This is a genomic window from Pseudomonas sp. DNDY-54, from assembly GCF_019880365.1.
GTDB lineage: Bacteria > Pseudomonadota > Gammaproteobacteria > Pseudomonadales > Pseudomonadaceae > Stutzerimonas > Stutzerimonas stutzeri_P.
Genome location: NZ_CP082271.1, coordinates 2,324,248 through 2,349,037, shown reverse-complemented (window position 1 = coordinate 2,349,037; position 24,790 = coordinate 2,324,248). Strand labels below are relative to the sequence as shown.

20 protein-coding genes are annotated in these 24,790 nt (G+C 61.4%); 13 read left to right on the top strand and 7 right to left on the bottom strand.

Translation table 11 applies throughout. From position 1 onward, the window contains the following. Window positions 1-29 precede the first annotated feature (29 nt). Together K4O48_RS10850 and K4O48_RS10845 are read right to left on the bottom strand one after the other, a co-directional pair. Window positions 30-1,637, bottom strand: a complete 1,608-nt coding sequence (locus K4O48_RS10850) for a carboxyl transferase domain-containing protein (protein ID WP_222908242.1) — start codon at window positions 1,635-1,637, stop codon at window positions 30-32. Between the two features lie 167 nt (window positions 1,638-1,804). After that, window positions 1,805-2,968, bottom strand: coding sequence for an isovaleryl-CoA dehydrogenase (locus K4O48_RS10845; protein ID WP_222908241.1), 1,164 nt, complete (start codon window positions 2,966-2,968; stop codon window positions 1,805-1,807). Window positions 2,969-3,209: 241 nt separating this feature from the next. On the opposite strand from K4O48_RS10845, the gene K4O48_RS10840 reads away from it, so the two are divergent. From K4O48_RS10840 to K4O48_RS10805, 8 genes are all read left to right on the top strand, one after another. Continuing rightward, window positions 3,210-4,889, top strand: a complete 1,680-nt coding sequence (locus K4O48_RS10840) for an AMP-binding protein (protein WP_222908240.1) — start codon at window positions 3,210-3,212, stop codon at window positions 4,887-4,889. A gap of 42 nt (window positions 4,890-4,931) precedes the next feature. Next, window positions 4,932-5,525 (top strand): peroxidase-related enzyme, encoded by a 594-nt coding sequence (locus K4O48_RS10835; protein WP_222908239.1) that lies wholly within the window; start codon window positions 4,932-4,934, stop codon window positions 5,523-5,525. A 105-nt stretch (window positions 5,526-5,630) separates the two neighbouring features. Continuing rightward, on the top strand, window positions 5,631-6,902 hold the full coding sequence (locus K4O48_RS10830; protein WP_222908238.1) for an OprD family porin: 1,272 nt from the start codon (window positions 5,631-5,633) through the stop codon (window positions 6,900-6,902). Window positions 6,903-7,150: 248 nt separating this feature from the next. After that, the gene (locus K4O48_RS10825) at window positions 7,151-7,924 is read left to right on the top strand and encodes an ABC transporter ATP-binding protein (RefSeq protein ID WP_222908237.1); all 774 of its coding nucleotides are present in this window, start codon (window positions 7,151-7,153) and stop codon (window positions 7,922-7,924) included. After that, window positions 7,921-8,637: an ABC transporter ATP-binding protein gene (locus tag K4O48_RS10820; RefSeq protein ID WP_222908236.1), complete on the top strand. Its 717-nt coding sequence runs from the start codon at window positions 7,921-7,923 to the stop codon at window positions 8,635-8,637. Before K4O48_RS10825 ends, K4O48_RS10820 begins: the two co-directional genes overlap by 4 nt. A gap of 94 nt (window positions 8,638-8,731) precedes the next feature. After that, on the top strand, window positions 8,732-9,949 hold the full coding sequence (locus tag K4O48_RS10815) for an ABC transporter substrate-binding protein (RefSeq protein WP_222908235.1): 1,218 nt from the start codon (window positions 8,732-8,734) through the stop codon (window positions 9,947-9,949). 67 nt (window positions 9,950-10,016) lie between these two features. Further along, complete coding sequence (locus tag K4O48_RS10810; protein ID WP_222908234.1) at window positions 10,017-10,904, top strand: branched-chain amino acid ABC transporter permease; 888 nt, start codon at window positions 10,017-10,019, stop codon at window positions 10,902-10,904. A gap of 2 nt (window positions 10,905-10,906) precedes the next feature. Next, complete coding sequence (locus tag K4O48_RS10805; protein WP_222908233.1) at window positions 10,907-11,917, top strand: branched-chain amino acid ABC transporter permease; 1,011 nt, start codon at window positions 10,907-10,909, stop codon at window positions 11,915-11,917. A gap of 300 nt (window positions 11,918-12,217) precedes the next feature. On the opposite strand, the gene K4O48_RS10800 is transcribed toward K4O48_RS10805, so the two are convergent. Beyond that, entirely contained in the window at window positions 12,218-12,994 is a 777-nt protein-coding gene (locus K4O48_RS10800; RefSeq protein WP_222908232.1) for an enoyl-CoA hydratase, read from the bottom strand. A gap of 173 nt (window positions 12,995-13,167) precedes the next feature. Here K4O48_RS10800 and K4O48_RS10795 point away from each other — a divergent pair, with 173 nt between their 5' ends. From K4O48_RS10795 to K4O48_RS10775, 5 genes are all read left to right on the top strand, one after another. Further along, window positions 13,168-14,058: a LysR family transcriptional regulator gene (locus tag K4O48_RS10795; protein WP_222908231.1), complete on the top strand. Its 891-nt coding sequence runs from the start codon at window positions 13,168-13,170 to the stop codon at window positions 14,056-14,058. Beyond that, on the top strand, window positions 14,055-15,074 hold the full coding sequence (locus K4O48_RS10790) for an AraC family transcriptional regulator (protein ID WP_222908230.1): 1,020 nt from the start codon (window positions 14,055-14,057) through the stop codon (window positions 15,072-15,074). Before K4O48_RS10795 ends, K4O48_RS10790 begins: the two co-directional genes overlap by 4 nt. Window positions 15,075-15,235: 161 nt before the next feature. After that, window positions 15,236-16,003: an SDR family NAD(P)-dependent oxidoreductase gene (locus tag K4O48_RS10785; RefSeq protein WP_222908229.1), complete on the top strand. Its 768-nt coding sequence runs from the start codon at window positions 15,236-15,238 to the stop codon at window positions 16,001-16,003. Window positions 16,004-16,016: 13 nt separating this feature from the next. Then, window positions 16,017-17,204 (top strand): acetyl-CoA C-acyltransferase, encoded by a 1,188-nt coding sequence (locus K4O48_RS10780; protein ID WP_222908228.1) that lies wholly within the window; start codon window positions 16,017-16,019, stop codon window positions 17,202-17,204. A 9-nt stretch (window positions 17,205-17,213) separates the two neighbouring features. Further along, window positions 17,214-18,347 (top strand): acyl-CoA dehydrogenase, encoded by a 1,134-nt coding sequence (locus K4O48_RS10775; RefSeq protein ID WP_222908227.1) that lies wholly within the window; start codon window positions 17,214-17,216, stop codon window positions 18,345-18,347. Between the two features lie 881 nt (window positions 18,348-19,228). Here the strand turns inward: K4O48_RS10775 and K4O48_RS10770 are convergent. The 4 genes from K4O48_RS10770 to K4O48_RS10755 all read right to left on the bottom strand — a co-directional run bounded on the left by K4O48_RS10770 (window position 19,229) and on the right by K4O48_RS10755 (window position 24,788). Beyond that, window positions 19,229-20,314 carry a CaiB/BaiF CoA transferase family protein gene (locus tag K4O48_RS10770; protein ID WP_222908226.1) on the bottom strand — a complete coding sequence of 362 codons (1,086 nt, stop codon included), beginning with the start codon at window positions 20,312-20,314 and terminating at the stop codon, window positions 19,229-19,231. A gap of 341 nt (window positions 20,315-20,655) precedes the next feature. Beyond that, on the bottom strand, window positions 20,656-22,308 hold the full coding sequence (locus tag K4O48_RS10765; protein ID WP_409518899.1) for a long-chain fatty acid--CoA ligase: 1,653 nt from the start codon (window positions 22,306-22,308) through the stop codon (window positions 20,656-20,658). A 259-nt stretch (window positions 22,309-22,567) separates the two neighbouring features. Further along, window positions 22,568-23,719: an acyl-CoA dehydrogenase family protein gene (locus tag K4O48_RS10760; RefSeq protein WP_222908225.1), complete on the bottom strand. Its 1,152-nt coding sequence runs from the start codon at window positions 23,717-23,719 to the stop codon at window positions 22,568-22,570. A gap of 13 nt (window positions 23,720-23,732) precedes the next feature. After that, window positions 23,733-24,788, bottom strand: a complete 1,056-nt coding sequence (locus K4O48_RS10755) for an enoyl-CoA hydratase/isomerase family protein (RefSeq protein WP_222908224.1) — start codon at window positions 24,786-24,788, stop codon at window positions 23,733-23,735. Window positions 24,789-24,790 lie beyond the last annotated feature (2 nt).

The following is a 24,790-nucleotide window of genomic DNA, read 5'->3' as shown; positions in this document are numbered from 1 at the left end:
TCCTTGGGCACAGGGGGCGTGAGCGCGGCTCACATCCGGAACACACCGAACCGGGTGGGCTCGATTGGCGCGTTGAGGCTGGCTGAAATTGCCAGGCCCAGAACGTCGCGCGTCTGCGCCGGATCAATCACGCCGTCATCCCACAGACGCGCACTGGAGTAGTAGGGGTGCCCCTGGCGCTCGTACTGTTCGAGGATCGGTTGTTTGAGCTGCGCTTCATCGTCATCCGAGAACGTCTGCCCGCTACGCTCGGCCTGCTCGCGCTTGACTTGCACCAGCACGCCCGCGGCCTGTTCACCACCCATGACGCCAATGCGTGCGTTCGGCCACATCCACAAAAATCGAGGATCGTAGGCACGACCGCACATGCCGTAGTTACCGGCGCCAAAGCTGCCGCCGATGACCACCGTAAACTTCGGCACCTGCGCGCAAGCGACGGCGGTAACCAGCTTGGCGCCGTGCTTAGCGATGCCACCGGTTTCGTATTTCTGCCCAACCATGAAGCCGGTGATGTTCTGCAGGAACACCAGCGGGATGCCACGCTGGCAGGCCAGCTCGATAAAGTGCGCACCTTTCTGCGCGGCTTCAGCGAACAGGATGCCGTTGTTCGCCAGGATCGCGATCGGGTAGCCGTGCAGCGTGGCGAAGCCGCAAACCAGCGTGTTGCCGAACAGTGCCTTGAACTCATCGAATTCGCTGCCGTCGACCAACCGCGCGATCACTTCGCGAACATCGTAGGGCTGCTTCGACTGAGCCGGGATCACGCCGTACAGTTCGTCCGCGGCATACAGCGGCGCCCGCGGCTGGCGGCTCTGTACTTGGCCAAGCTTTTGCCAGTTGAGGTTGGCCACGCAGCGCCTGGCGATCGCCAGCGCGTGCTCGTCGCTCTCAGCGTAGTGGTCGGCTACGCCGGAGATTTTGCAATGCACGTCGGCACCGCCCAGGTCTTCGGCGGTCACCACCTCACCGGTAGCGGCCTTGACCAACGGCGGGCCGGCAAGAAAGATCGTCGCCTGGTTACGCACCATGATGGTTTCGTCAGCCATCGCCGGAACGTAGGCACCGCCCGCGGTGCAGGAGCCCATCACCACGGCCAGCTGCGGGATGCCCATCGCACTCATGTTGGCCTGGTTGAAGAAGATGCGACCGAAGTGTTCGCGGTCCGGAAAGACCTCGTCCTGACGCGGCAGGTTGGCGCCGCCCGAATCCACCAGATAGATACACGGCAAGCGATTCTGCTGGGCGATGGATTGCGCACGCAGGTGCTTCTTCACCGTAAGCGGGTAGTAGCTGCCGCCTTTCACCGTGGCGTCGTTGGCGATGATCATGCATTCGACGCCTTCGACCCGGCCTATGCCGGCCACCACGCCCGCGGCGGCGACGTCTTCGCCATAGACTTCATAGGCCGCCAACGGGGCGACTTCGAGAAACGCCGAGCCGGGGTCGAGGAGGGCGTTGATGCGGTCACGCACGAGCAATTTGCCGCGGGATACATGGCGCTGCTGGGCTTTCTCACCGCCGCCCTCGCTGATTTTGCCGAGCAGCGTGCGGAGGCTTTCCACCTGCCCGAGCATCGCGTCGCGATTGGCTGCGAACTCGGGCGAGCGGGTGTTGATCTGGGTATTCAGGATGGCCATAGAACCCTCGAAAAGAGCGGTGAAGACTGAAGCTGGACGAAGGCCGGAGTGGCGCTTCCTCCCGGGTAGGGCGGGCCGGGCGGCGTTCCGCTTCAGCCCACCACCTCCGGGAATGGTGGGCTGAAGCCCACCCTACGGTTTCTGCGTTCCGTCTCTGCTGCTTTGTCTTATTTGGTTTCGTTGAAAAGCTCGCGGCCGATCAGCATGCGGCGGATCTCGCTGGTGCCCGCGCCGATCTCGTAGAGCTTGGCGTCGCGCAGCAGACGGCCCGTTGGAAATTCGTTGATGTAGCCATTGCCGCCCAGAATCTGGATCGCCTGCAATGCCATCTGGGTCGCCGCTTCAGCGGTGTAGAGAATCACCCCGGCGGCATCCTTGCGGGTGGTTTCGGCCCGGTCGCACGCCTGCGCCACCGTATAGAGGTAAGCGCGGCTGGCATTGAGCTGGGTGTACATGTCGGCGACCTTGCCCTGAATGAACTGGAACTCGCCGATGCTCTGGCCGAACTGCTTGCGGTCGTGGATGTAGGGCACAACGACGTCCAGGCAGGCCTGCATGATGCCAACCGGACCGCCGGAGAGGACAACGCGCTCGTAATCCAGGCCGCTCATCAACACTCTCACGCCGCCGTTTTCAACGCCCAGCACGTTCTCTTCCGGGACTTCGACATCATCGAAGAACAGCTCGCAGGTGTTGGAGCCGCGCATGCCGAGCTTGTCGAACTTGTTGCCCCGCGAGAAACCCTTCCAGTCGCGCTCGACGATGAACGCGGTGATCCCATGCGGTCCCTTGTCCAGGTCGGTCTTGGCATAGATCACGTAGGTGTTGGCGTCCGGGCCGTTGGTGATCCAGGTCTTGCTGCCGTTGAGGACGAAGCGATCGCCCTTGCGATCGGCGCGCAGCTTCATCGAAACCACGTCGGAGCCGGCGTTCGGCTCGCTCATCGCCAGCGCGCCTACGTGCTCGCCGGAGACCAGCTTGGGCAGGTACTTGGCCTTCTGCTCTGGTGTGCCGTTGCGGTTGATCTGGTTGACGCAAAGGTTGGAATGCGCACCGTAAGAGAGGCCGACCGAGGCCGAGCCGCGACTGATTTCCTCGAGCGCGATGACATGCGCCAGATAACCCATCCCGGCGCCGCCGTATTCCTCGTCTATCGTGATACCGAGCAGGCCCATGTCACCGAACTTGCGCCACATGTCGCTGGGGAACACGTTTTCGCGATCGATGGCTTCGGCGCGAGGCGCCAGCTCGCTGGCAACGAAACCGCGCACCTGGTCGCGGAGCATGTCGACGGTTTCGCCGAGAGCGAAGTTGAGGCCGGAATAGTTCATGTGCCACCTGTCTATCTTGTAGTTGTTCTGGTTCGACTGCATCGGTAGGAGAAAAGCTGCGTTTTCGCCTGCGGTCCAGTCCGTTATCTGTCGCGGTCCAGCACCGATTTCAGGAGAGGGGTGCGGTGGGTTGTCACGCTGTTACCTTTACGTTAACGTAACCACGTCCCGAATGGCTGTCAACAGCCGCACGCTTGGGCAGCAAGGCCTCATAACAAACATAAGACTGAGGAATTTCGACATGAGTCTTCCGAGTTACACCTGCGGACCGCAGACCAACCCCCTGTTGCCGATGACTATCGGCGCGGCGTTCGACCGGGCTGTCGAGCGGTTCTCCGACCGTGAGGCCTTGGTCGTGCGCCATCAGAACCTGCGCTACACCTGGGCGCAGCTGGCTGAAGAAGTGGATCGTTGCGCGCGGGGTTTGCTGGCGCTGGGTCTGCAGGCGGGCGAGCGCGTAGGCATCTGGTCCCCGAACAATGCACAGTGGTGCATTACCCAATTCGCGACCGCGAAGATTGGCGTGGTGTTGGTGAACATCAACCCCGCCTATCGGCTCAACGAACTTGAGTACGCGCTGAAGCAATCCGGCTGTCGCTGGATGATCTGTGCCGATGCGTTCAAAACGTCCGACTACCACGCGATGCTTCATGAGCTGCTTCCTGAGCTGGAGCGTTCCGCCGTGGGCGCCTTGCAAAGCCACATGCTGCCGGAGCTGCGCGGCGTGATCAGCCTGTGTGACAAGCCGGCGGACGGCATGCTGCTGTGGAAAGGCCTAATGGACATGGCCGAACGTGTAGGGCCCGAACAGCTCCGTCAATGCGGTGAGCAGCTGCAGTTCGATGACCCGATCAATATTCAGTACACCTCGGGGACCACCGGTTTCCCCAAGGGCGCGACCCTCAGTCACTACAACATTCTCAACAACGGTTACATGGTCGGTGAAAGCCTCAAGCTCACCGAGCACGACCGGCTGGTGATCCCGGTGCCGCTGTATCACTGCTTTGGCATGGTGATGGGCAATCTGGGGTGCGTCACCCACGGCACCACCATGATCTACCCGAGCGCGGCCTTCGAACCGCTGGCTGCTTTGCAGGCGGCTGCGGAAGAGAAGGCCACCGGCATGTACGGCGTGCCGACCATGTTCATTGCGATGCTCGACCATCCGGAGCGCAAGTCGCTTGATCTCAGCAATTTGCGCACCGGGATCATGGCCGGCTCGACTTGCCCGATCGAAGTCATGAAGCGCGTTATCGATGACATGCACATGAATGAGGTGCAGATCGCCTATGGCATGACCGAAACCAGCCCTGTTTCGACTCAGACCGGGCCGGATGACGACCTGGATCGTCGAGTCACTACGGTCGGGCGCACCCAGCCGCATCTCGAGAGCAAGGTGGTCGACGAACACAACCGGATCGTGCCGCGCGGGCAGATCGGCGAACTCTGTACCCGCGGGTACAGCGTGATGTTGGGCTATTGGAACAACTCGGAAGCCACTGCCGGGGCAATCGACGGCGCGCGCTGGATGCACACCGGCGACCTGGCGATCATGGATGACGACGGTTATCTGAAAATCGTCGGTCGCAACAAGGACATGATCATTCGCGGCGGCGAAAACGTGTATCCGCGAGAAGTGGAGGAGTTTCTCTTCACGCACCCTGCGGTCGCTGATGTGCAGGTCATCGGCGTTCCGGACAAGACGTACGGTGAAGAGATTGTCGCGTGGGTGAAGTTGCATCCGGGGCACGAGGCTACAGCTGACGATCTTCGCGAGTTCTGCAAAGGCCGGATTGCGCACTTCAAAACACCCAGGCACATCAAGTTCGTGGATGACTTTCCTATGACCATCAGCGGAAAGGTCCAGAAGTTCAAGATGCGTGAAGTGAGCGTGGCCGAATTGGGGCTTGCCGATCAATGACGACCGCTTCAGCCGCGATCGCGTCCATCTGAGGAACACTGCATGACCCAATCCATCAGTCGCTTTCCGCTCGTCAACGACCTCGATTCGCTACCGGACGATGTCCGCGAACGAATCCTGGCGGTGCAGGAGAAGGCCGGCTTCGTGCCTAACGTTTTTCTGATGTTGGCTCATAGGCCGGATGAATTTCGGGCGTTTTTTTCTTATCACGATGCTTTGATGGAGCGTGAGTCCGACAGCCTGACCAAGGCTGAAAAAGAGATGATCGTGGTGGCGGTGAGCGCCGATCACGGCTGCCTGTACTGCGTTGTAGCGCATGGGGCTATCTTGCGGATCTTGGCTAAGGACACCCTGATTGCTGACCAGATCGCCGTGAATTATCACACCGCGCCAATCAGCAAGCGCCAGCGGGTCATGCTTGATTTCGCGTTGCATCTGGCTGCGCAGCGTGGGGTTCTGGATGACGAGTGGCAGGCGCAACTGGAAAATCTAGGCTTCACTCTGAGCGACATCTGGGATATCGGTGCGATTGCGGCGCTGTTCGGGCTTTCCAATCGCTTGGTGTCGATGGCGCGCACGCCGCCCAACGACGAGTTCTATTTACTGGGCCGAGTGCCCCGGGCTGCCGCGAGCTGAGCGGCAGCCAATGGATTTACCGCTCGCGCGGTAAACGTGAGACCCGGCAGGAGCGAGGTCGGGTCCTCAGCTGCATCAACCAAGACAATAACAAGAGAGATAACTATGCAACTGAAACCCCTGAGCCGTTACTTCATCCTCAGCAGCCTGGCGGCCACCGCCCTGGGTACCTCAACGATGGCTTCAGCCGCGTTTCTCGACGACAGCAAAGCGAGCGTCGAGGCACGTAACTTTTATATGAATCGTGACTTCCGCCAGAGCGGAGCGGACCAGTCCAAGGCCGAGGAGTGGGCCCAGGGCTTTATTCTGAAAATGGAATCGGGCTATACCGAAGGGCCGGTTGGCTTCGGTATAGATGCCATTGGCCTGCTTGGCGTCAAGCTTGATTCGAGCCCGGACCGCGCTGGCACCAATATATTGCAGCGCGACAAGGAAGCGCCCAAACGTGCGCAGGATGATTACGGCACTGCGGGTCTGACTGCCAAGGCCAAGATGTCCAACACAACGCTGCACGTTGGCACTTTGCAGCCGATCATTCCAGTAGTGATGCGAAACGACAGCCGTCTGCTGCCCAACGTGTACCGCGGCGCCTGGTTGCAGAGCAAGGAGGTCGAGGGGCTCACCCTTGATCTGGGCATGCTCGACCGCACCAGCTATCGGGACTCTTCCGATTACGAAGAAATGACTGCGCTCACCGGCGGTGCGAGGGGCATCGTTTTGGGCGACGCCAAAACCAGCGATGAGTTTTTGTTCGCCGGTGGCCGTTACCAGTTCGCTCCTGAACTGACCGGCAGCTACTACTACGGCGGGCTGGACGGTATTTACGACCAGCACAACTTCAACGTCGTGCATGTATTGCCTATCGGTGACAATCAGAGCTTCAAGACCGACCTGCGCTATGTGCGCTCCACCGATGATGGTGGCAGCAACGTGGACAACAATGCGTTCGGCGCCATCTTCACCTACAAGATCGGCGGGCACGGCTTTACGGGCGGCTATCAGAAAATGAGTGGCGACACCGGTTATGCGTACATTGCCGGCGGCGATAACACGTTGATCAACCTTCTGCAAATCAACGATTTCGGCAACGAAGACGAGAAATCCTGGCAGGTTCGCTATGACTATGACTTTGCCGCCATGGGCATTCCGGGGCTAAGCCTGATGACGCGTTATGTGTCAGGTGACAACGTCAACGTCCCCAACATGGCTGACGAAGGCAAGGAGTGGGAGCGTGACACGGATATCGCTTACGTGATTCAGAACGGCCCGCTGAAGAATCTAGGGTTGAAGGTGCGTAACGCCACGGTGCGCAGCAACTTCGGCAACGATTTGGACGAAACCCGACTGATCCTCAGCTACACGCTGGCACTCTGGTAACAGCAACACGTAACACCGCAATACCTCCTCGTTGATCTTTTTACCGGGCCCATTGTGGCCCGGTTTTTTTAGGCTACCTTCAATGGAGACCGTGCCATAGGCGATGGCGAATACACCGGTTTCCGCTCAATCGGTCGTTTGAATTTGAAGCTTGCCTCGGGCTGGAAACGATTGTTATCGTTTACGTAAAGGTCACCCAGCGACCTGCGCCATAACCAACAACAATAATCAGGGTTAGAGGGCATCCCATGGCACCAGAGTTCGTGCTGGAAACGCGTGGTTTAACGAAGGAGTTTCGTGGCTTTACCGCTGTGGATTCCGTTGATCTGCGCGTCGAGAAGGGACACATCCATGCACTGATCGGCCCCAACGGTGCCGGCAAGACAACCGTCTTCAATCTCCTCACCAAATTCCTGACGCCCACCCGTGGCGAGATCATCTATCGCGGTAAGTCCATTACCTCGATGAAAGCCAACGAAATTGCACGCCTCGGTCTTGTGCGGTCATTCCAGATTTCGGCCGTGTTCGGCCACATGACCGTCTTGGAGAACGTCCGCGTCGCGCTGCAGCAGAAACTGGGCAACTCCTACCACTTCTGGAAATCGGAACGAACGCTGCGTGAGCTGGATGAACGTGCAATCCAGCTATTGGCAGACGTTGACCTCGAGACCTTCGCTCAAACGCTGGCCATCGAACTGCCTTACGGCCGCAAGCGCGCGCTTGAGCTAGCCACCACCCTGGCGCTGGACCCGGTGGTGCTTCTGCTTGATGAGCCCACCCAGGGAATGGGCGGCGAAGACGTCGATATGGTTGTAGCACTGGTACGCCGCGCGGCCGTCAATCGCACCGTGCTGATGGTCGAGCACAACCTGAGCGTGGTCAGCCGGCTCTGCGATCGCATCACCGTCCTGGCCCGCGGCTCGGTTCTGGCAGAAGGCGACTACGAGACCGTCTCGGCCAACCCCGACGTGCGCGAGGCCTACATGGGCAGTGAAGCCGACGCAGAGGAGGCCCACGCATGACGCCCATGGCTGATCGCGATCAGTTGCGGGTTGATGACCTGCACGCCTTCTATGGTGAATCCCACATCCTGCATGGCGTCGATCTGGTGGTCGGGCGCGGCGAACTGGTCACGCTGCTCGGTCGCAACGGCTCCGGTCGTAGCACCACCCTGCGCGCGATCATGAACATGGTAGGCCGGCGTACCGGCTCGATTGTCGTCAACGGCAATGAGACCATGGGTATGCCGGCCCACCAGATTCCTCGGCTCGGCGTCGGATATTGCCCGGAGGAGCGCGGCGTTTTCTCCAGCCTCAATGTCGAGGAGAACCTTCTCCTACCGCCAACCGTGCGCAGCGGCGGCATGGGTCTGGACGAACTCTACGAGATGTTCCCCAACCTGTATGAGCGCCGCTTCAGCCAGGGCACTCGGCTGTCCGGCGGCGAGCAGCAGATGCTCGCAATGGCGCGCATTCTGCGAACCGGCGCCAACCTGTTGCTGCTGGACGAGATCACCGAGGGCCTGGCCCCGGTCATCGTGCAGAAGCTTGCTGAGGTCTTGATCAAACTGAAAAAACGCGGCCTGACCATCGTGCTGGTGGAGCAGAACTTCCGCTTCGCCGCGCCACTGGCCGACCGTCATTACGTGATGGAGCACGGGCAGATCATCGAAGAAATCACTGCCGCAGACCTGGATTCAAAAAAGGAGTTTTTGAATAGCTGTCTGGGGGTCTAGCCACCCTCGCCACGGAAGCCAGTCGGTACGACCTGTAGACCGGCGATTGCAACAACACAGGGCACTACAACAAAAACAATCACAGTGGGTGAATATGAAAAGTCTCAAGAAAACCGCAGCCGCAATCCTCGTTTCCAGCGTCATCGCTGGTGCCGCTCAAGCCGAAATCAGCAACGATGAGATCCGTATCGGTTATCTCGCCGACATGTCGGGCACCTACCGTGATCTATCCGGCCCCGGTGGCCTTGAAGCCTTGAATATGGCCATCGAAGATTTCGGCGGTACGGTCGATGGCAAAAAGATCGTGGCCTTCAACGCCGACGACCTCAACAAGCCCGATGTCGGCGCCAACACAGTTCGGCAGTGGATCGACGAGCGCAACGTCGACATGGTGACTGGGATGGTTGCCAGTTCTGTGGTCCTGGCGGCAGCCAAGGTGATTGAGCAGGGTGACAAGCTGGCGCTGATTTCCGGGGCCGCCGCTTCGAGCATCACCAACGAGTTCTGCTCGCCCAATCATATTCACTGGACCTACGACACCTTCGCCCTGGCAAACGGCACCGCCAACGCGGTCCTCAAGGATGGCGGCAAAAGCTGGTTCATCCTGACCGCCGACTATGCCTTCGGCCACGCGATGGAAAACGACATCAAGAAAGTCGTCGAAGCCGAGGGCGGGAGCGTGGTTGGCGCTGTTCGCCATCCGTTCCCAAGCAGCGACTTCTCTTCCTACATCCTGCAGGCTCAAGGCTCCGGTGCCGATGTGGTCGCGCTTGCCAATGCGGGCGCCGACACCGTCAACTCGCTCAAGACTGCCAGTGAGTTTGGGGTGACCCAATCGGGGCAACGCCTTGCCGGCATGGTGGTGTTCCTCAACGACATTCACGCCATGGGCTTGGAAGTGACCCAGGGGCTGATGCTCACCACCGGTTGGTACTGGGACATGAACGAGGAGGCCCGCGCCTGGGCAAAACGCTATGAAGAGCGCGTGGGCAGCATGCCGACCATGGTTCAAGCAGGCATTTATTCGGCCGCCACTCATTACCTGAACGCGGTCAAAACGACCGGCAGCGATGACACCGAGACCGTCCGCGCACAGATGGCCAAGACACCGGTAAACGATATGTTCGCCAAGAACGGCAGCATCCGTGAAGACGGCCGCATGGTGCATGACATGTACCTGGTACAGGTCAAGACGCCGGCCGAGTCCAAGGGTGAATGGGATCTGTACAAGGTTGTCAGCACCATCCCTGGCGACGAGGCGTTCCGGCCGATGGCGGAGAGCCAGTGCAAAAAAATGGCGCCCAAGAGCTGACCCGCTACCCCGTCTCAGCCCGGCCGGTATCGGCCGGGTGTCCCGGAATCCCTTTGGGAAGTGAATCATGACTCTCGTTTTCGGCGTCCCCCTGAGCGTTCTGTTCGGCCAGTTGCTGCTCGGCCTGATCAACGGGTCGTTCTATGCGCTGTTGAGCCTTGGTCTGGCGATCATTTTCGGCCTGCTGAAGATCATCAACTTCGCCCACGGCGCGCAATACATGCTCGGCGCCTTCGCCGCGTACCTCGGCTTGAACTACCTGGGCATCAACTACTGGGCAGCGTTGTTGCTTGCGCCTCTGGTAGTCGGGCTATTGGGTATGGGCATCGAGCGTGGCCTGCTGCGTCGCATCGCGGGTGAAGATCATCTGTACGGCTTGCTGTTGACCTTCGGCCTCGCGCTGATCGTCGAGGGCAGCTTCGTCAAGCTGTTCGGTGTGTCGGGCTCTTCCTACCCGATGCCGGAAATGCTTAAAGGCGGCCACAACCTGGGCTTCATGTTCATGCCGACCTATCGCGGATGGGTCATCGTCGCCGCGCTCTCGGTGTGCATCGTGACCTGGTACATGATTGAACGGACTCGCCTGGGTTCCTATCTGCGCGCGGGTACCGAAAACCCGAAGCTGATGCAGGCGTTTGGCATCAACGTGCCGCTGCTCGTCACCTTGACGTACGGCTACGGCGTTGCGCTGGCTGCCTTTGCCGGTGTGCTTGCTGCACCCATCTACGCGGTCACGCCGGGAATGGGTTCAAACTTGCTCATCGTGGTGTTTGCGGTTGTGGTGATCGGCGGGATGGGTTCGATCATGGGCGCGATTCTTACCGGCCTGGCCATGGGCCTGATCGAAGGGTTGACCAAAGTGTTCTACCCCGAGGCAGCAAACACAGTGATCTTCGTGATCATGGTTCTGGTACTGCTTGTGCGCCCCGCAGGCCTGTTTGGCAAGGAGGCATGAACATGTCGACTCAAGAAAACGTTCAAGCGTCTCCGGGAACCGTCCGCGCCAATGCCGAGCGCGAACGCCGCCGATCTGCTCGGCGGCGTCAGTACCTCTTCTACACCGTGCTGCTGGGTGTGGCGCTGGTTGCGCCGATGATGGTCTATCCCGTGTTTTTGATGAAGCTGCTGTGCTTTGCACTGTTCGCCTGTGCGTTCAACCTTTTGCTCGGCTACGCGGGATTGTTGTCATTCGGGCACGCGGCGTTCTTTGCCTGCGGCGGGTACATCACTGGATACACGCTCAGCACCTACAGCGGCCTGAGCACCGAACTGGGCATCGTCGCCGGAACCTTGGCATCAACAGTGCTGGGTGCGATCTTCGGGCTGCTGGCGATCCGCAGACAGGGCATCTACTTCGCGATGATCACCTTGGCGCTGGCACAGATGGTCTTCTTCGTGTTTGTGCAGGCGCCATTTACCGGCGGTGAGAACGGGATGCAGGGGGTGCCAAGAGGGTACTTGCTGGGCCTCTTCGACATGCAGAACAACATGTCCCTGTACTACTTCGTCCTGGCTGTGTTCGTGTTGGGTTTCGCGATCATTCAACGCACCATTCATTCGCCTTATGGGCAGGTGCTCAAGGCAATCCGCGAAAATGAGCCGCGCGCGATTTCGCTCGGGTACAACGTCGACGCACACAAGCTGCTGGCCTTCGTCATCTCGGCCGCCCTGACCGGGCTCGCCGGGTCGACCAAGACAGTCGTGTTCCAGCTGGCGTCGCTGACAGATGCGCACTGGCACATGTCCGGTGAGGTGATTCTGATGACGCTGCTGGGTGGCGTCGGCACCATTCTTGGGCCCATCGTGGGCGCGACGGTCGTGGTGACGCTGCAGGGCTCGCTGTCCAACGGTCCACTGGGCGAGTGGGTGCACGTGATTCTTGGGGTTATTTTCGTGCTCTGCGTACTGCTGTTCCGCTCGGGCATCGTGGGCTGGCTGGAGCGGCTGGTGAAGCGCAACTTCAAGTAGCGCAGTGCGCGATGGCGCGCGGGAGCGAACAGATCTGGCTTCGAGAAACGGAGCCGTGACTGTTGCTCCCGTGGCGGATTCGTTAGGTCGAATGGTTCGGCCGTACGAAATGAAGGCAGCCTATGCGCTGCGCTGGTATTGGCTAAGTCTTTCGCGTCGATGTGCGCATAACCTGCGACCGTCCAGGGCGAACGTGGCGCTCGCGGCAAAACCATTCTCGCGACGGCGCGCCCAAGGTGATCAGGGTTGGTTCTTCATTAACTCATGACGTAGCCCCGCCAGGGCGGGGCTGGGTCCGGCTCAGGCGTTGCGCCACGTCGGGTTGCGCTTTTCCAGGAACGCATTGACGCCTTCCTTCTGGTCCTGCGTATCGAACAGCTCGGCAAACAGTTCGCGCTCGGCTGCCCAGCCAGCGTCTTGCGGCGCCGTTCGCGCATTCATGACCAAGCGTTTGCAGCGGCTGACGGAGGAGGGGCTTTGCTGGTCCACTAGTGCTGCCAGTTTGAGCGCCGCTTCAAGCGACTCGCCACGACCAACCACTTCTTCGACCAGCCCAATTTTCTCGGCTTTCTGCGCGCTGATGCGCTCGCCACAGAGGATCATCCGCTTGGCCCAACCTTCGCCTACCAACCACGGCAAATTCTGGGTGCCGCCCGCGCAGGGCAGTAATCCCACCTTGGCTTCCGGCAGGGCCATTTGTGCCTGCTCTTCGGCGATGCGGATATCGCACGCCAGCGCGCATTCCAGCCCGCCGCCCATGGCATACCCATTGATGGCGGCAATCGACACACCGCGGAAATGGCTCAGCGCTTCGAAGGCACGTCCGAACAAGGCGGCAACCTCCTGCGCGCGTTGCTTGTCGCCATCGGCAAATTGCTTGAGGTCGGCGCCAGCGGAGAAGAATTTTTCGCCTTGGCCGGTGATGACCAATGCATACACGTTGGGGTCATCGTTCAGCTGGCCAATCATCTGTTCAAGCGCCGCCAACGACTCGCGATCCCAGGTATTGGCAGGCGGATTGGCGATGGTCAGCAGCGCCGTGTGGTCGCGCATTTCGAGCTGGATCTTCTGGCTCATGTCGGTTCCTTCTTCTTGGAATGATGCGGATGCCGTACGGCAAAACGGACTCAATGGACGAGCCTAACAGCGTAAAAATAGTAAACCCATGATGCGAAATGCAGAGGTATTCTGTGTTTTTGCACAGCGAGCCGTGGACGGCACGCGCTAACACGATGGATCTGGAGTTTGCAGTGGATTGGGACAACCTGCGTTTTTTTCTCGAACTCTCGCGTGCGGGCAAGCTGACGATCGCCGCGCGGCGCCTGGCGGTTGACCACACCACGGTAGCCCGGCGCGTCCAGGCGCTGGAAAAAAGCCTGGATCGTCAGCTCTTCATCCGTGCCAAGGCGGGTTATCGATTATCCGAGGCGGGCCGCGAACTGCTGGCCCAAGCCGAGGCGATGGAAAGCGCCATCGCCTCCATCGAGCAACCGAGCCTGACCGCTGACAAGCTCTCCGGCCAAGTACGCATTGGCGCCACCGAGGGGTACGGCACCGTGATGCTCGCAGGCCAACTCGCCAACCTCACTCGCGACTACCCGCACTTGGGCGTGGATCTGCTGGCGGTGCCGCGCTCGGTGCGGCTGGCGCGGCATGAAGCGGACATCGTCATCACACTGGAACGCCCTGAGCGTGGCCCCTATGTGATCACCAAACTCACTGACTACGTGTTGAGGCTCTACGCGTCGGAAGCCTACCTGGCGTCCCATCCGCCTATCCGCAGCCGTGAAGACCTCAGCGGCCACGTATTCGTCAGCTACATCGAGGACCTGCTGTACAGCAAAGAGCTGTTCTACCTCGATGAAATCGTGCGCCCTCGCCAGCACTCGCTGCGCAGCACCAGCATCCTTGCCCAGCAGGAAGCAGTCGCCGCCGGGGCAGGGCTGGCAATCCTGCCGGCGTTCTCGGCACGCAAGGAGCCGTTGCTCAAGGAGGTCCTGGTGGACGAGATCGAGTTCACCCGCACGTTTTGGATGTTGATGCCGGTGGAAAACAAGGACCTCGCGCGGATGCGGGTCTGTTGGGACTTTCTCCGTGAAGTAGCCGCCAACAGCCATGACCAGATGATGGGGCGCGCATGAAGCACGAGGTCAAGGGCACGATCTCCGTACGACTGGTAGCGGAGGCGCTGCATGCCTTCACCACACCGCAGCTCAGTTCAGAACAGCTCCTGCACAATCTCGGGCTCACGTCGATCACACTGGAAAAGGACAGTGGACGCGTAGACGTCATCGAATACAGCAAGCTTTGGCGGCGTCTTGCGCGGCATTTCGATGACGAGTTTTTCGGCATGAACGCAAGGCGCATGCGTACCGGCAGCTTTGCCTTCGTCTGCCGGGCAGCGATGGCGCAGCCGACGCTCGACCGTGCGCTGCGGGTGGCACTGGATTTCTTTGCACTGACATTCGAAGGTTTTCGTGGGGAGCTGCAGCGCACGCAAAGCCTGGCAGAGGTCAGGTTGTCGGAGCTACAGCCGGAGCCGTTGCGCGCGTTCAGCTATTTCACCTTCTGGATGCTGGTGCATGGCCTGGCGTGTTGGCTGATTGGTCGACGCATTCCCTTGCTCGCTGTGGAGTTGCGCTGCAAGGAGCCGGTATACACCGACGACTATCAAGTGATGTTTTCCGACAACCTGCGGTTTTCTCGGCCCAGTACGCGAATCATCTTCGCTGCTGAGGTACTGGATCTGCCTGTGCGCCGCAGCGATCAGGAGTTGCACGGCTTTCTGGCGGAAGCGCCCGCTAACATCTTGGTCAAATACCGGGATCACACCAGCCTCGCCAGCCGCATCAAGGCGCAGCTCCGCGAGTTACCTGCCGATCAATGGCCGACGAGCGAACAGCTCGCGCACCAACTGTGCATGTCGCCATCCACGTTGCGTCGCCGACTTGCCGACGTCGGGCTGCCGTATCAAGCCATCAAGGATCTGGTGCGCCAGGAAATGGCGACCCTCTGGCTGGCGGACGCCAGCATCAGCTACGTGGAACTCGCTGAGCGACTGGGCTTCGCCGATGTCAGTTCGTTCTACAAGGCGTTTCGCAAGTGGACCGGGACCAATCCGGGCCAGTACCGCGGGCTGATCCTCGGAGCGGTCTAGACTCTTTCGAGCGTGGATTGGCAAAAATGGTCAGCCTGATTGAGAAAATCGACCATTGTTCGCTCAGATCGCACTGATGAAGATGCGGCATGGGGATCGTTCAGAGGCCGGGCCGTCCATGCCTGGCCAAGATCCCAGCAACGTATTCGTGAGGTCGTGCTGTGGATATTCAAGACAAGGTTTTCCTGATCACGGGCGGTGCGTCCGGCCTGGGCGCCGCGGCAGCCGAAGCGCTGGTCGCGGGCGGTGCCAAGGTGGTACTGGCGGACATCAACGCCGAGTTGTTGAACGAGCGTAGTGAAGCGTTGGGCGTGAACGCGCTCGGTGTGGTGACCAATGTCTGTGACGAGACTGCCGCTCAGGCGGCGGTGAACGCAGCGGTCGAACATTTCGGCGCGCTGCACGGGCTGGTCAACTGCGCCGGCGTCGCCAGCGGCGAAAAGATTCTGGGTCGCCAAGGCGCGCATGGGCTGGACAGTTTCAGCAAGGTGATCGGCCTTAACCTGATCGGCAGCTTCAACATGCTGCGTCTGGCGGCTGAAGTCATCGCCAAGGGCGAGCCGGACGAGCAGGGCAATCGCGGCGTCATCATCAATACGGCGTCCATTGCCGCTTATGACGGCCAGATCGGCCAGGCCGCCTATGCGGCATCCAAGGGTGGCGTAGTGGCTATGACACTGCCGGCCGCTCGTGAATTGGCGCGACACGGCATCCGCGTGATGACCATCGCGCCCGGCGTGTTCGAAACGCCGATGATGGCCGGCATGACTCAGGAGGTCCGCGACTCGCTGGCCGCAGGCGTGCCGTTTCCGCCGCGCTTGGGCCGCGCCCGTGAATACGCCGCGTTGGTACGCCACATCATCGAGAACGACATGCTCAACGGCGAAGTGATCCGCCTCGACGGCGCACTGCGTATGGCCGCGAAATAATTCGGAGACAGTCATGAACAACGATCCAATCGTAATTCTGGGCAGCGCCCGTACACCTATGGGTGGCTTTCAGGGAGATCTGAAATCTGTCAGCGCGCCGGAGCTTGGCGCGGCCGCAATTCGTGCGGCAGTCGAGCGCAGCGGTGTTGCATCCGAACAGGTACAAGAGGTTCTGATGGGCTGCGTGCTGCCGGCGGGCCTCGGTCAGGCGCCAGCGCGTCAGGCCGCGCTTGGCGCCGGTCTGGGCAAGGCGACGGCCTCGACCACGCTGAACAAGATGTGCGGCTCCGGCATGCAGGCGGCCATCCTTGCGCATGACGCATTGCGTGCGGGAAGTGTCGACCTGATCGTCGCGGGCGGCATGGAGAGCATGTCCAACGCCCCCTATCTGCTGGAAAAGGCGCGCAGCGGCTACCGCATGGGCCACGGGAAGGTGCTTGACCACATGTTTCTCGACGGCCTCGAAGACGCCTACGACAAAGGCCGGCTGATGGGCACCTTCGCCGAAGATTGCGCGCAGAATCACGGCTTTAGCCGCGAAGAGCAGGACGCCTACGCGCTGACTTCACTACAGCGTGCCCGCGATGCAATCACCAGCGGCCGGTTCGCCACTGAAATCGTGCCGCTCGACGTCACGCAGGGACGCGAGCAGCGCACCATCCGCGACGACGAGCAGCCTCCCAAGGCGATGCCGGAGAAGATTCCGTCCCTCAAGCCGGCGTTCCGTGAGGGCGGCACCGTGACGGCAGCCAACTCCAGTTCGATCTCTGATGGTGCAGCGGCACTGGTGCTGACTCGCCGCTCATACGCCGACCAGCATGGCCTCAAACCGCAGGCCGTGATTCATGGGCACGCCGTGTTTGCCGATGCCCCGAATCTGTTCCCGACCGCGCCCATCGGTGCCATCCACAAGCTGCTTGAGCGCACCGGCTGGAGCCTCGACGAGGTGGATCTCTTCGAGATCAACGAAGCCTTCGCCGTGGTCAGCATGGTCACCATGCGCGAGCTTGGGCTGGACCACGCCAAGGTCAACGTCAACGGCGGCGCCTGCGCCCTCGGCCACCCGATCGGTGCGTCCGGTGCTCGTATCCTGGTGACGCTGATCGCGGCACTGCGCGACCGCGGCCTGCGCAAGGGCATCGCGGCCATCTGCATTGGCGGTGGCGAAGCGACCGCCATGGCCGTCGAGCTGCTCGACTGAGGATTTTCCATGCTGCTCAATGATGACCAGACCAGTATTCGCGACATGGCCCGGCAGTTCGCCCAGGAGCGGCTGAAACCCTTCGCTGCGGAATGGGACCGCGAGCATCGCTATCCCGCCGAAGCGATTGCCGAAATGGCCGAACTCGGCTTTTTCGGCATGCTCTGTCCAGAACAATGGGGCGGCAGCGACACCGGCTATATCGCCTACGCGCTGGCGCTGGAGGAGATTGCTGCCGGTGACGGCGCCTGCTCAACCATCATGAGCGTGCATAACTCGGTCGGCTGCGTACCGATTTTGCGGTTCGGCACCGATGAGCAGAAGCAGCGCTACCTGACACCGCTGGCCAGCGGCGAGCAGATCGGCGCCTTTGCCCTGACCGAACCCCACGCTGGTTCCGACGCCAGCAGCCTGCGCACCCGCGCCCGGCGTGACGGCGACAGTTACGTGCTCAACGGCGCCAAGCAATTTATCACCTCGGGTCAGCATGCCGGCACGGTGATCGTGTTCGCCGTGACCGATCCGGAAGCCGGCAAGCGCGGCATCAGCGCCTTTATCGTGCCCACCGACACGCCCGGCTACCAGGTGGTGCGCGTCGAGGACAAACTCGGCCAGCACGCCTCCGATACTTGCCAACTGGCTTTCGAAGACATGCGTGTGCACGAATCTCAGCGCCTGGGCGAGGAGGGCGAGGGCTACCGCATCGCCCTGGCGAACCTGGAAGGCGGGCGCATCGGCATTGCGGCCCAAGCGGTCGGCATGGCCCGCGCAGCGTTCGAGGCAGCCCGTGATTACGCCCGCGAGCGTGAGGCGTTCGGCAAGGCCATTAGCGAGCATCAAGCGGTCGCCTTTCGGTTAGCCGATATGGCCACTCAAATCGCGGTTGCACGGCAGATGGTGCTGCACGCCGCCGCGCTGCGAGAGTCCGGCCAGCCGGCACTGGTTGAAGCGTCCATGGCCAAACTGTTCGCCTCGGAAATGGCGGAGAAGGTCTGCTCGGCGGCAATCCAGACGCTCGGCGGCTACGGCTATCTCAAGGATTTCCCTGTGGAGCGCATCTACCGCGACGTGCGGGTCTGCCAGATCTACGAAGGCACCAGTGATATCCAGCGATTGGTGATTGCGCGCAATCTTGGGGAATGACCCGCCGATCGTTTCTGTCACGCTGCCCTCGTAGCTAATGTTGGGTGAGCTTTAGCACTCCGCAACGGAATGATGCGGAAACCCCGGTGGGCTGAAGCCCACCCTACGGCGTCAGTCCCAGCCGCTAGCATTCATGGAATGTCGCACCGCCCCCAGGTTTCGCGAAAAGCGCGCCTTGGGTGCGGCTAACCTATGTAGGGTGGGCTTTAGCCCACCGCATCGAGATGATGCGGAAACCCCGGTGGGCTGAAGCCCACCCTACGGCGTCAGTCCCAGCCGCTAGCATTCATGGAATGTCGTACGGTCCCCAGGTTTCGCGAAAAGCGCACCTTGGGTGCGGCTAACCTATGTAGGGTGGGCTTTAGCCCACCGCATCGAGGTGATGCGGAAACCCCGGTGGGCTGAAGCCCACCCTACGGCGTCAGTTCCAGCCGCTAGCATTCATGAAATGTCGTACGGTCCCCAGGTTTCGCGAAAAGCGCGCCTCTGGGTGCGGCTAACCAATGTAGGGTGGGCTTTAGCCCACCGCATCGAGGTGATGCGGAAACCCCGGTGGGCTGAAGCCCACCCTACGGCGTCAGTTCCAGCCGCTAGCATTCATGAAATGTCGCACCGCTCCCAGGTTTCGCGAAAAGCGCGCCTCTGGGTGCGGCTAACCAATGTAGGGTGGGCTTTAGCCCACCGCATCGAGGTGATGCGGAAACCCCGGTGGGCTGAAGCCCACCCTACGGCGTCAGTTCCAGCCGCTAGCATTCATGAAATGTCGTACGGTCCCCAGGTTTCGCGAAAAGCGCGCCTCTGGGTGCGGCTAACCAATGTAGGGTGGGCATTAGCCCACCGCATCGAGATGATGCGGAAGCCCCGGTGGGCTGAAGCCCACCCTACGAACGCCCGTCCCAGCCGCTTGCGTTGGTTGAATTTCGTACCGACCCCGGCGTCCGCGAAAATCGTGGCGCGGGTGCGGCGTGCAGGGCGCCGTCGATGTCGCGGTAAACGCCACGTTCCCGCATATGCGGATGCTGTGCGGCTTCCTCCAGTGTGAGGACTGGGGCGAAGCAGGCATCGGTGCCTTCGAGCAGGGTGCACCATTGGGCCTGGGTTCGGCTGGCGAACAGCGCGGCGAGCTGCTCGCTTAGCTCCGGCCATTGCGCCGGGTCGTTGCAGCCTTCACGTAATGATTCGGGCGCATCGATGCGCTGCACGAGTTCCGCCAGGAACTGCGGTTCCAGCGGCCCGACGGCGATGTCGCGGCCGTCGGCACAGGTGTAGCAGCGATAATGCGGTGCGGCGCCCGACAGCAGGTTGCGGTCGCGTTCAAGCGAGATGCTGCCGCTGGGCAGCAGCCCTGCGAAGAAGCTCATCATCGAGGACACCCCATCGACGATGGCGGCGTCCACCACTTGGCCCTGGCCGGATCGTTCTCGCTCCCAGAGCGCGGCCATGATTCCGAAGGCGAGGTACAACGACCCGCCGCCAAAATCGCCGACCAGATTGAGTGGCGGGATCGCCGGGCCTTCGCGTGCGCCGATGGCCGCCAGTGCGCCGGTGATCGCCAGGTAGTTGATGTCATGGCCGGCGCTCTGGGCCAAGGGTCCGGTCTGGCCCCAGCCGGTCATGCGACCGTACACCAGCCGTGGGTTACGCGTATGAACCTGTTCCGGGCCGAGGCCCAGCCGTTCCATTACGCCAGGACGAAGGCCTTCGATCAGCACATCGGCGCCTTCAGCGAGCGTCAGGCATTGGTCCCGCCCGGCCTCGGTGCGGATGTCCAGCGTCAGCCGTTTGCGGCCGCGATCGACCACCGGATTGGGCCAGCCATTGCCGCCCTCGCGCTCGATGCGGATCACCTCGGCGCCAAGGTCAGCCAGCAGCATCGTGCAGTGTGGCCCGGGCCCGATACTGGCGAACTCCAGCACGCGCAGACCGAGCAGCGGGCCTTGGCGGGGTGTGGCGGTGGCGGTCGACATAAGGCGCGTTCCTTTCGATGATGGTCCCATCGCGCCAGTACGTGCCAACATCCGTGTGTTAACGGCGCGGACGGTTGTGATCGCTCTGGCGTGTCAGGTGACGTTGATGGCCGGTTCCCGGATGCGTACGGATATGACGTGGTGAGTCAGTGAAACGACGCGGTTGGTTAGATCCTTTTGTGCAGACGAAAAGGGTGGGTTGAAGCCCACCCTGCGGCTCGCCAGGCAGATCGCTAAATACGACAGGACGAATCCGCGAAACGACCTGTTAAGTTTGCTCGGCTGGGGAATCGGTGGGCTGAAGCCCACCCTACGGAGCGGCGTCCCCTGGTTCTGCCGCGCTATAGGCTCGCCGTGTCGGCTGCGCTTTCCTCCTGCTCGATCAGATGGTCGCGGTAGCGGTCGCGCAGGGTTTTCTTGTCGATCTTGCCAGTCGCGGTCAGCGGGACGCTGTCGATGATGACGGCGTCGGGCATCCACCATTTGACGATCTGAGGCTCGAGAAAGGCGAGCACGGTTTCGATGCAGATTTCGGTGTCATCGTGCGGCTCGATGATCAGGATCGGACGCTCTTCCCATTTTTCGTGCGTCACGCCGACCACTGCGGCGATACGCACGCCGGGGCAGGCCACGGCGATGTTTTCGATGTCGATGGAGCTGATCCACTCGCCGCCGGACTTGATCACGTCCTTGCTGCGATCAGTGATGCGCATGTAGCCGTTGGGGTCGAGGGTGGCAATGTCGCCGGTGTCGAACCAGCCGTCCGCGTCCAGCGCCGTGGTTTCGCTACGGAAGTAGCGCTCGACCGTCCAGGGGCCGCGCACCAGCAGGGCGCCAGAAGTGGCGCCGTCATGCGGCAGTGCGTTGCCTGCCTCATCGACAATCTTCAATTCGATACCGAATTGCAGCCGGCCCTGGCGGGTCCAGATCGCTTCGTTGGTGGCGGCTTCGCCCATGGCGGCAAGTTTGGGCGTGGGCGTGGCGACGACACCGAGCGGGCTGGTTTCAGTCATGCCCCAGAGTTGACGAACGCTGACGCCATATTTCGTCTCGAATTTCTCGGCCAGCGCGCGCGGCACGGCCGAGCCGGCGATGACCAGACACTTGAGCTTGCCGGTGTCTTCACCGGTGCGTTCCAGGTGATTGAGGTACATCGTCCAGATCGTCGGCACGCCGCCGGAGAAGGTGACCCCCTCGTTCTGGATCAGCTCCTGCAGGCTGGCTCCGTCCATCTTGTCGCAAGGCAGGACGAACTTGCAGCCATTGATGGCCGCGGTGAACGGAACACCCCAGGCGGTCGCGTGGTAGAGCGAAGAGCAGGGCATGATGCAGTCGAACGCCGAGAAACCGAAGGCGCCGGTGAGGCCGGCTGCCATGGCGTGCAGGACCACCGAGCGGTGGCTGTAGACCACGCCTTTCGGATTGCCGGTGGTGCCGGACGTGTAGCAGAGCATGGCGCCGGCGTTTTCATCGAACTGAGGCCAGTCGGTGACCGGCTGCTCCTTGGCGATCAGTGTTTCATAACTCAACGCACCCACTTCGCCCGGCTCAGTGCGTTCGGCATCAGAAAGCATGATGAAGGTGCGAACGTGTTCCAACCGGGGTCGCACACGCTCGACCACCGCCAGAAAGCTGCGATCGAATAGCAGCACAGCGCTTCCGGCGTGGTTGAGCGTGTAAATGATCTGTTCGTCCGACAGCCGAGGGTTGGCGGTGTGCAGCGCCGCGCCAATGCCGGGGACGGCGAAGAACAGCTCGAAGTGACGATGCGTGTTCCAGGCCATCGACGACACCAGGTCGCCGGGTTTGACCCCCAGGCTGCGCAGCATGGCGGCGGCCTGGCCGGCGCGTTTTGCCAGGCCTGCGTAGTCGTAACGCCAGATAGGTTCATCCACCAGCCGCGACACGATTTCCCGGTCGCCATGGGCCAGGGCGGCGTGGGTCAGGATGCCGCTGATCATCAGCGGGGTCTGCTGCATCGTACCTTTGAGCATCGTCGTATCCTTCTTATTGTTGTCTGGATGGCGGTCGCGCTTGCCGTCATCTGTCGTTCGGATCACTTACTGCTTGTCTTTTGTACGGGCTTTACCGGCTGGATGAGGCTAGCGTTTCACGGGCTCTTCAACATCTTTCGCGAGCAAGCTCGCTCCTACACATTCTCAACAGCCATTGCGCGCGCTCAAAACCTTTAGAGCGAGCTTGTTCGCGAATGACGAAGCCCGCTCGGTTGCTCAGGTTTCCCACCCGCGATCTTTAAAGTCCGTAGTTATTCAACTCCCGCGCAATCAACAGCCGCTGAATTTCGCTCGAGCCTTCATAGATCTGGGTAATGCGCGCATCGCGGTAATAACGCTCGACCGGGTAATCCTCTAGGTAGCCGTAGCCGCCGTGGATCTGCATGGCTTTCGAGCAGACATATTCGGCGACTTCCGAGGCGAACAGCTTGGCCTGGGAGGCTTCGGACAGGCAGGGCAGGTTGGCGCTGCGCAGGCGTGCCGCATGCAGGATCAACAGCCGCGCGGCGTTGAGGCGGGTATGCATGTCAGCCAGCATGTTCGCCACGCTCTGGTGCTCGATGATCGGCTTGTCGAACTGGATGCGTTCGCGGGCGTACCCCAGTGCCGCTTCGAATGCTGCACGCGCGATACCCAGCGCTTGGGCGCCGATGCCGATACGGCCACCTTCGAGGTTGGAGAGAGCGATCGCCAAGCCCTTGCCGCGCGGGCCGAGCAGGTTGGCCTCGGGAATGCGACAGTCGCGCAAGGTGACGCCGCAGGTATCCGAGGCGCGGATGCCCATCTTGCTTTCCATGCGATCGACGACGAAACCGGGGTTGTCGGTGGGCACCAGAAACGCGGACAGACCTTTTTTACCGAGATCCGGATCGGTGACGGCGAAGACGATGGCGATCTTGGCGCGCTTGCCGTTGCTGACGAACTGCTTGGCGCCGTTGATGACCCATTCGCCATTTTCCAGCACGGCGCGAGTGCGCAGGTTGTGTGCTTCGGAGCCGGCCTGGGGCTCGGTCAGGGCGAAGCAGCCGATGGCGCGCCCCGCAGCCAGATCCGGCAGCCATTCGTCCTGCTGTTCCGGAGTGCCGTATTTGAGGATTGGGCCGCAGCCGACCGAGCTGTGAATGCTCATGAGCGCGCCGATGGCGCCGTCACCGGCCGAGATTTCCTCGACCGCCAGGGCGTAGGCGACGTAGTCGATATAGGTGCCGCCCCATTGCTCAGGCACGATCATGCCGAGCAGACCGAGTTCGCCGAGCTGGGTCACAGTGTCGTCGCCAATCCAGCCGGCTTTCTCCCAGGCCTGGGCCTTGGGGGCGATTTCGGCGCGGGCGAAGTCGCGCGCCATGTCGCGGATCATCCGTTGTTCTTCGCTCAGTTCGATGTCTTGCATAGGCGGGTCCTGATCAGGCGGAGGCGAAGAAGGCTGCCACGCGCTCCGGCGTCACCTCCTCCAGCGTAGGCGGGTTCCAGCGAGGGTTCCTGTCCTTGTCGACGATCAGCGCACGGACGCCTTCGATGATGTCGCCCTGATCGAACCACTGCCGATCCAGCTTCAGCTCCATGGCGAAGCACTCCGCGAGCGAGAGCGTGCGACCGCGCCTGAGCATTTCAAGCGTGACGCAGAGCGACAGTGGCGAACGACTGTCGATGACCTTCAGGGTTTCTGCCGCCCAGTCGCGGTACGCAGGCCGAGTCTCGTCGGCCAATGACTGTCGGATAGCCGCGATGCTGTCGTGGGCGAAGTGGTGTTCGATAGCCGGCGCGAGCGCGGCGAAGGGCGGGTCCGGCAGTTCGGTGCAGCCCACGGATACCAGCAGAGTGGTCAGTGCCTGCAGCGCTGGCATGGACCAATCCTGCTGGTCGAGGCAGCTTTCAAGTTCAGCGAAACGTTCATAGGGCACGCTGTAATCGGCTAGCCCGGCATACAGCGCATCAGCAGAGCTCACATGGTTGCCGGTCAGGCCCATGTAGATGCCGAGGTTGTCCGGCAGGCGCGACAGAAAGTAGCTGCCGCCCACATCCGGGAAATAGCCGATACCGACTTCCGGCATGCCCATGCGCGTGCGCTCGGAAATCACTCGCAGCGACGCGCCCTGAACCAGGCCCATGCCGCCACCGAGTACGAAGCCATTCATCAACGCCATCAGCGGTTTGCTGTATGCATGGATGTACTGGTCCAGCGCGTACTCCTCCTCGAAGAATTCCCGGTGCAGACTGTCGCCGCTCTTGTAACTGTCGTACAGCGAGCGAATATCACCACCGGCGCAGAAGGCTTTCTCGCCTGCGCCGCGCAACACCACGGCCAGCACGTCTTGGTCGTCAGCCCACTGCTGCAACTGGCGGTGCAGCATCCTCACCATCTCCAGGGTGACGGCATTCAGCCCGGCGGGGCGGTTGAGCGTGAGATAGCCGACGCGATTGCGTACCTCGATCAGTACCGGCGCTTCTGCCTGGGTCATGT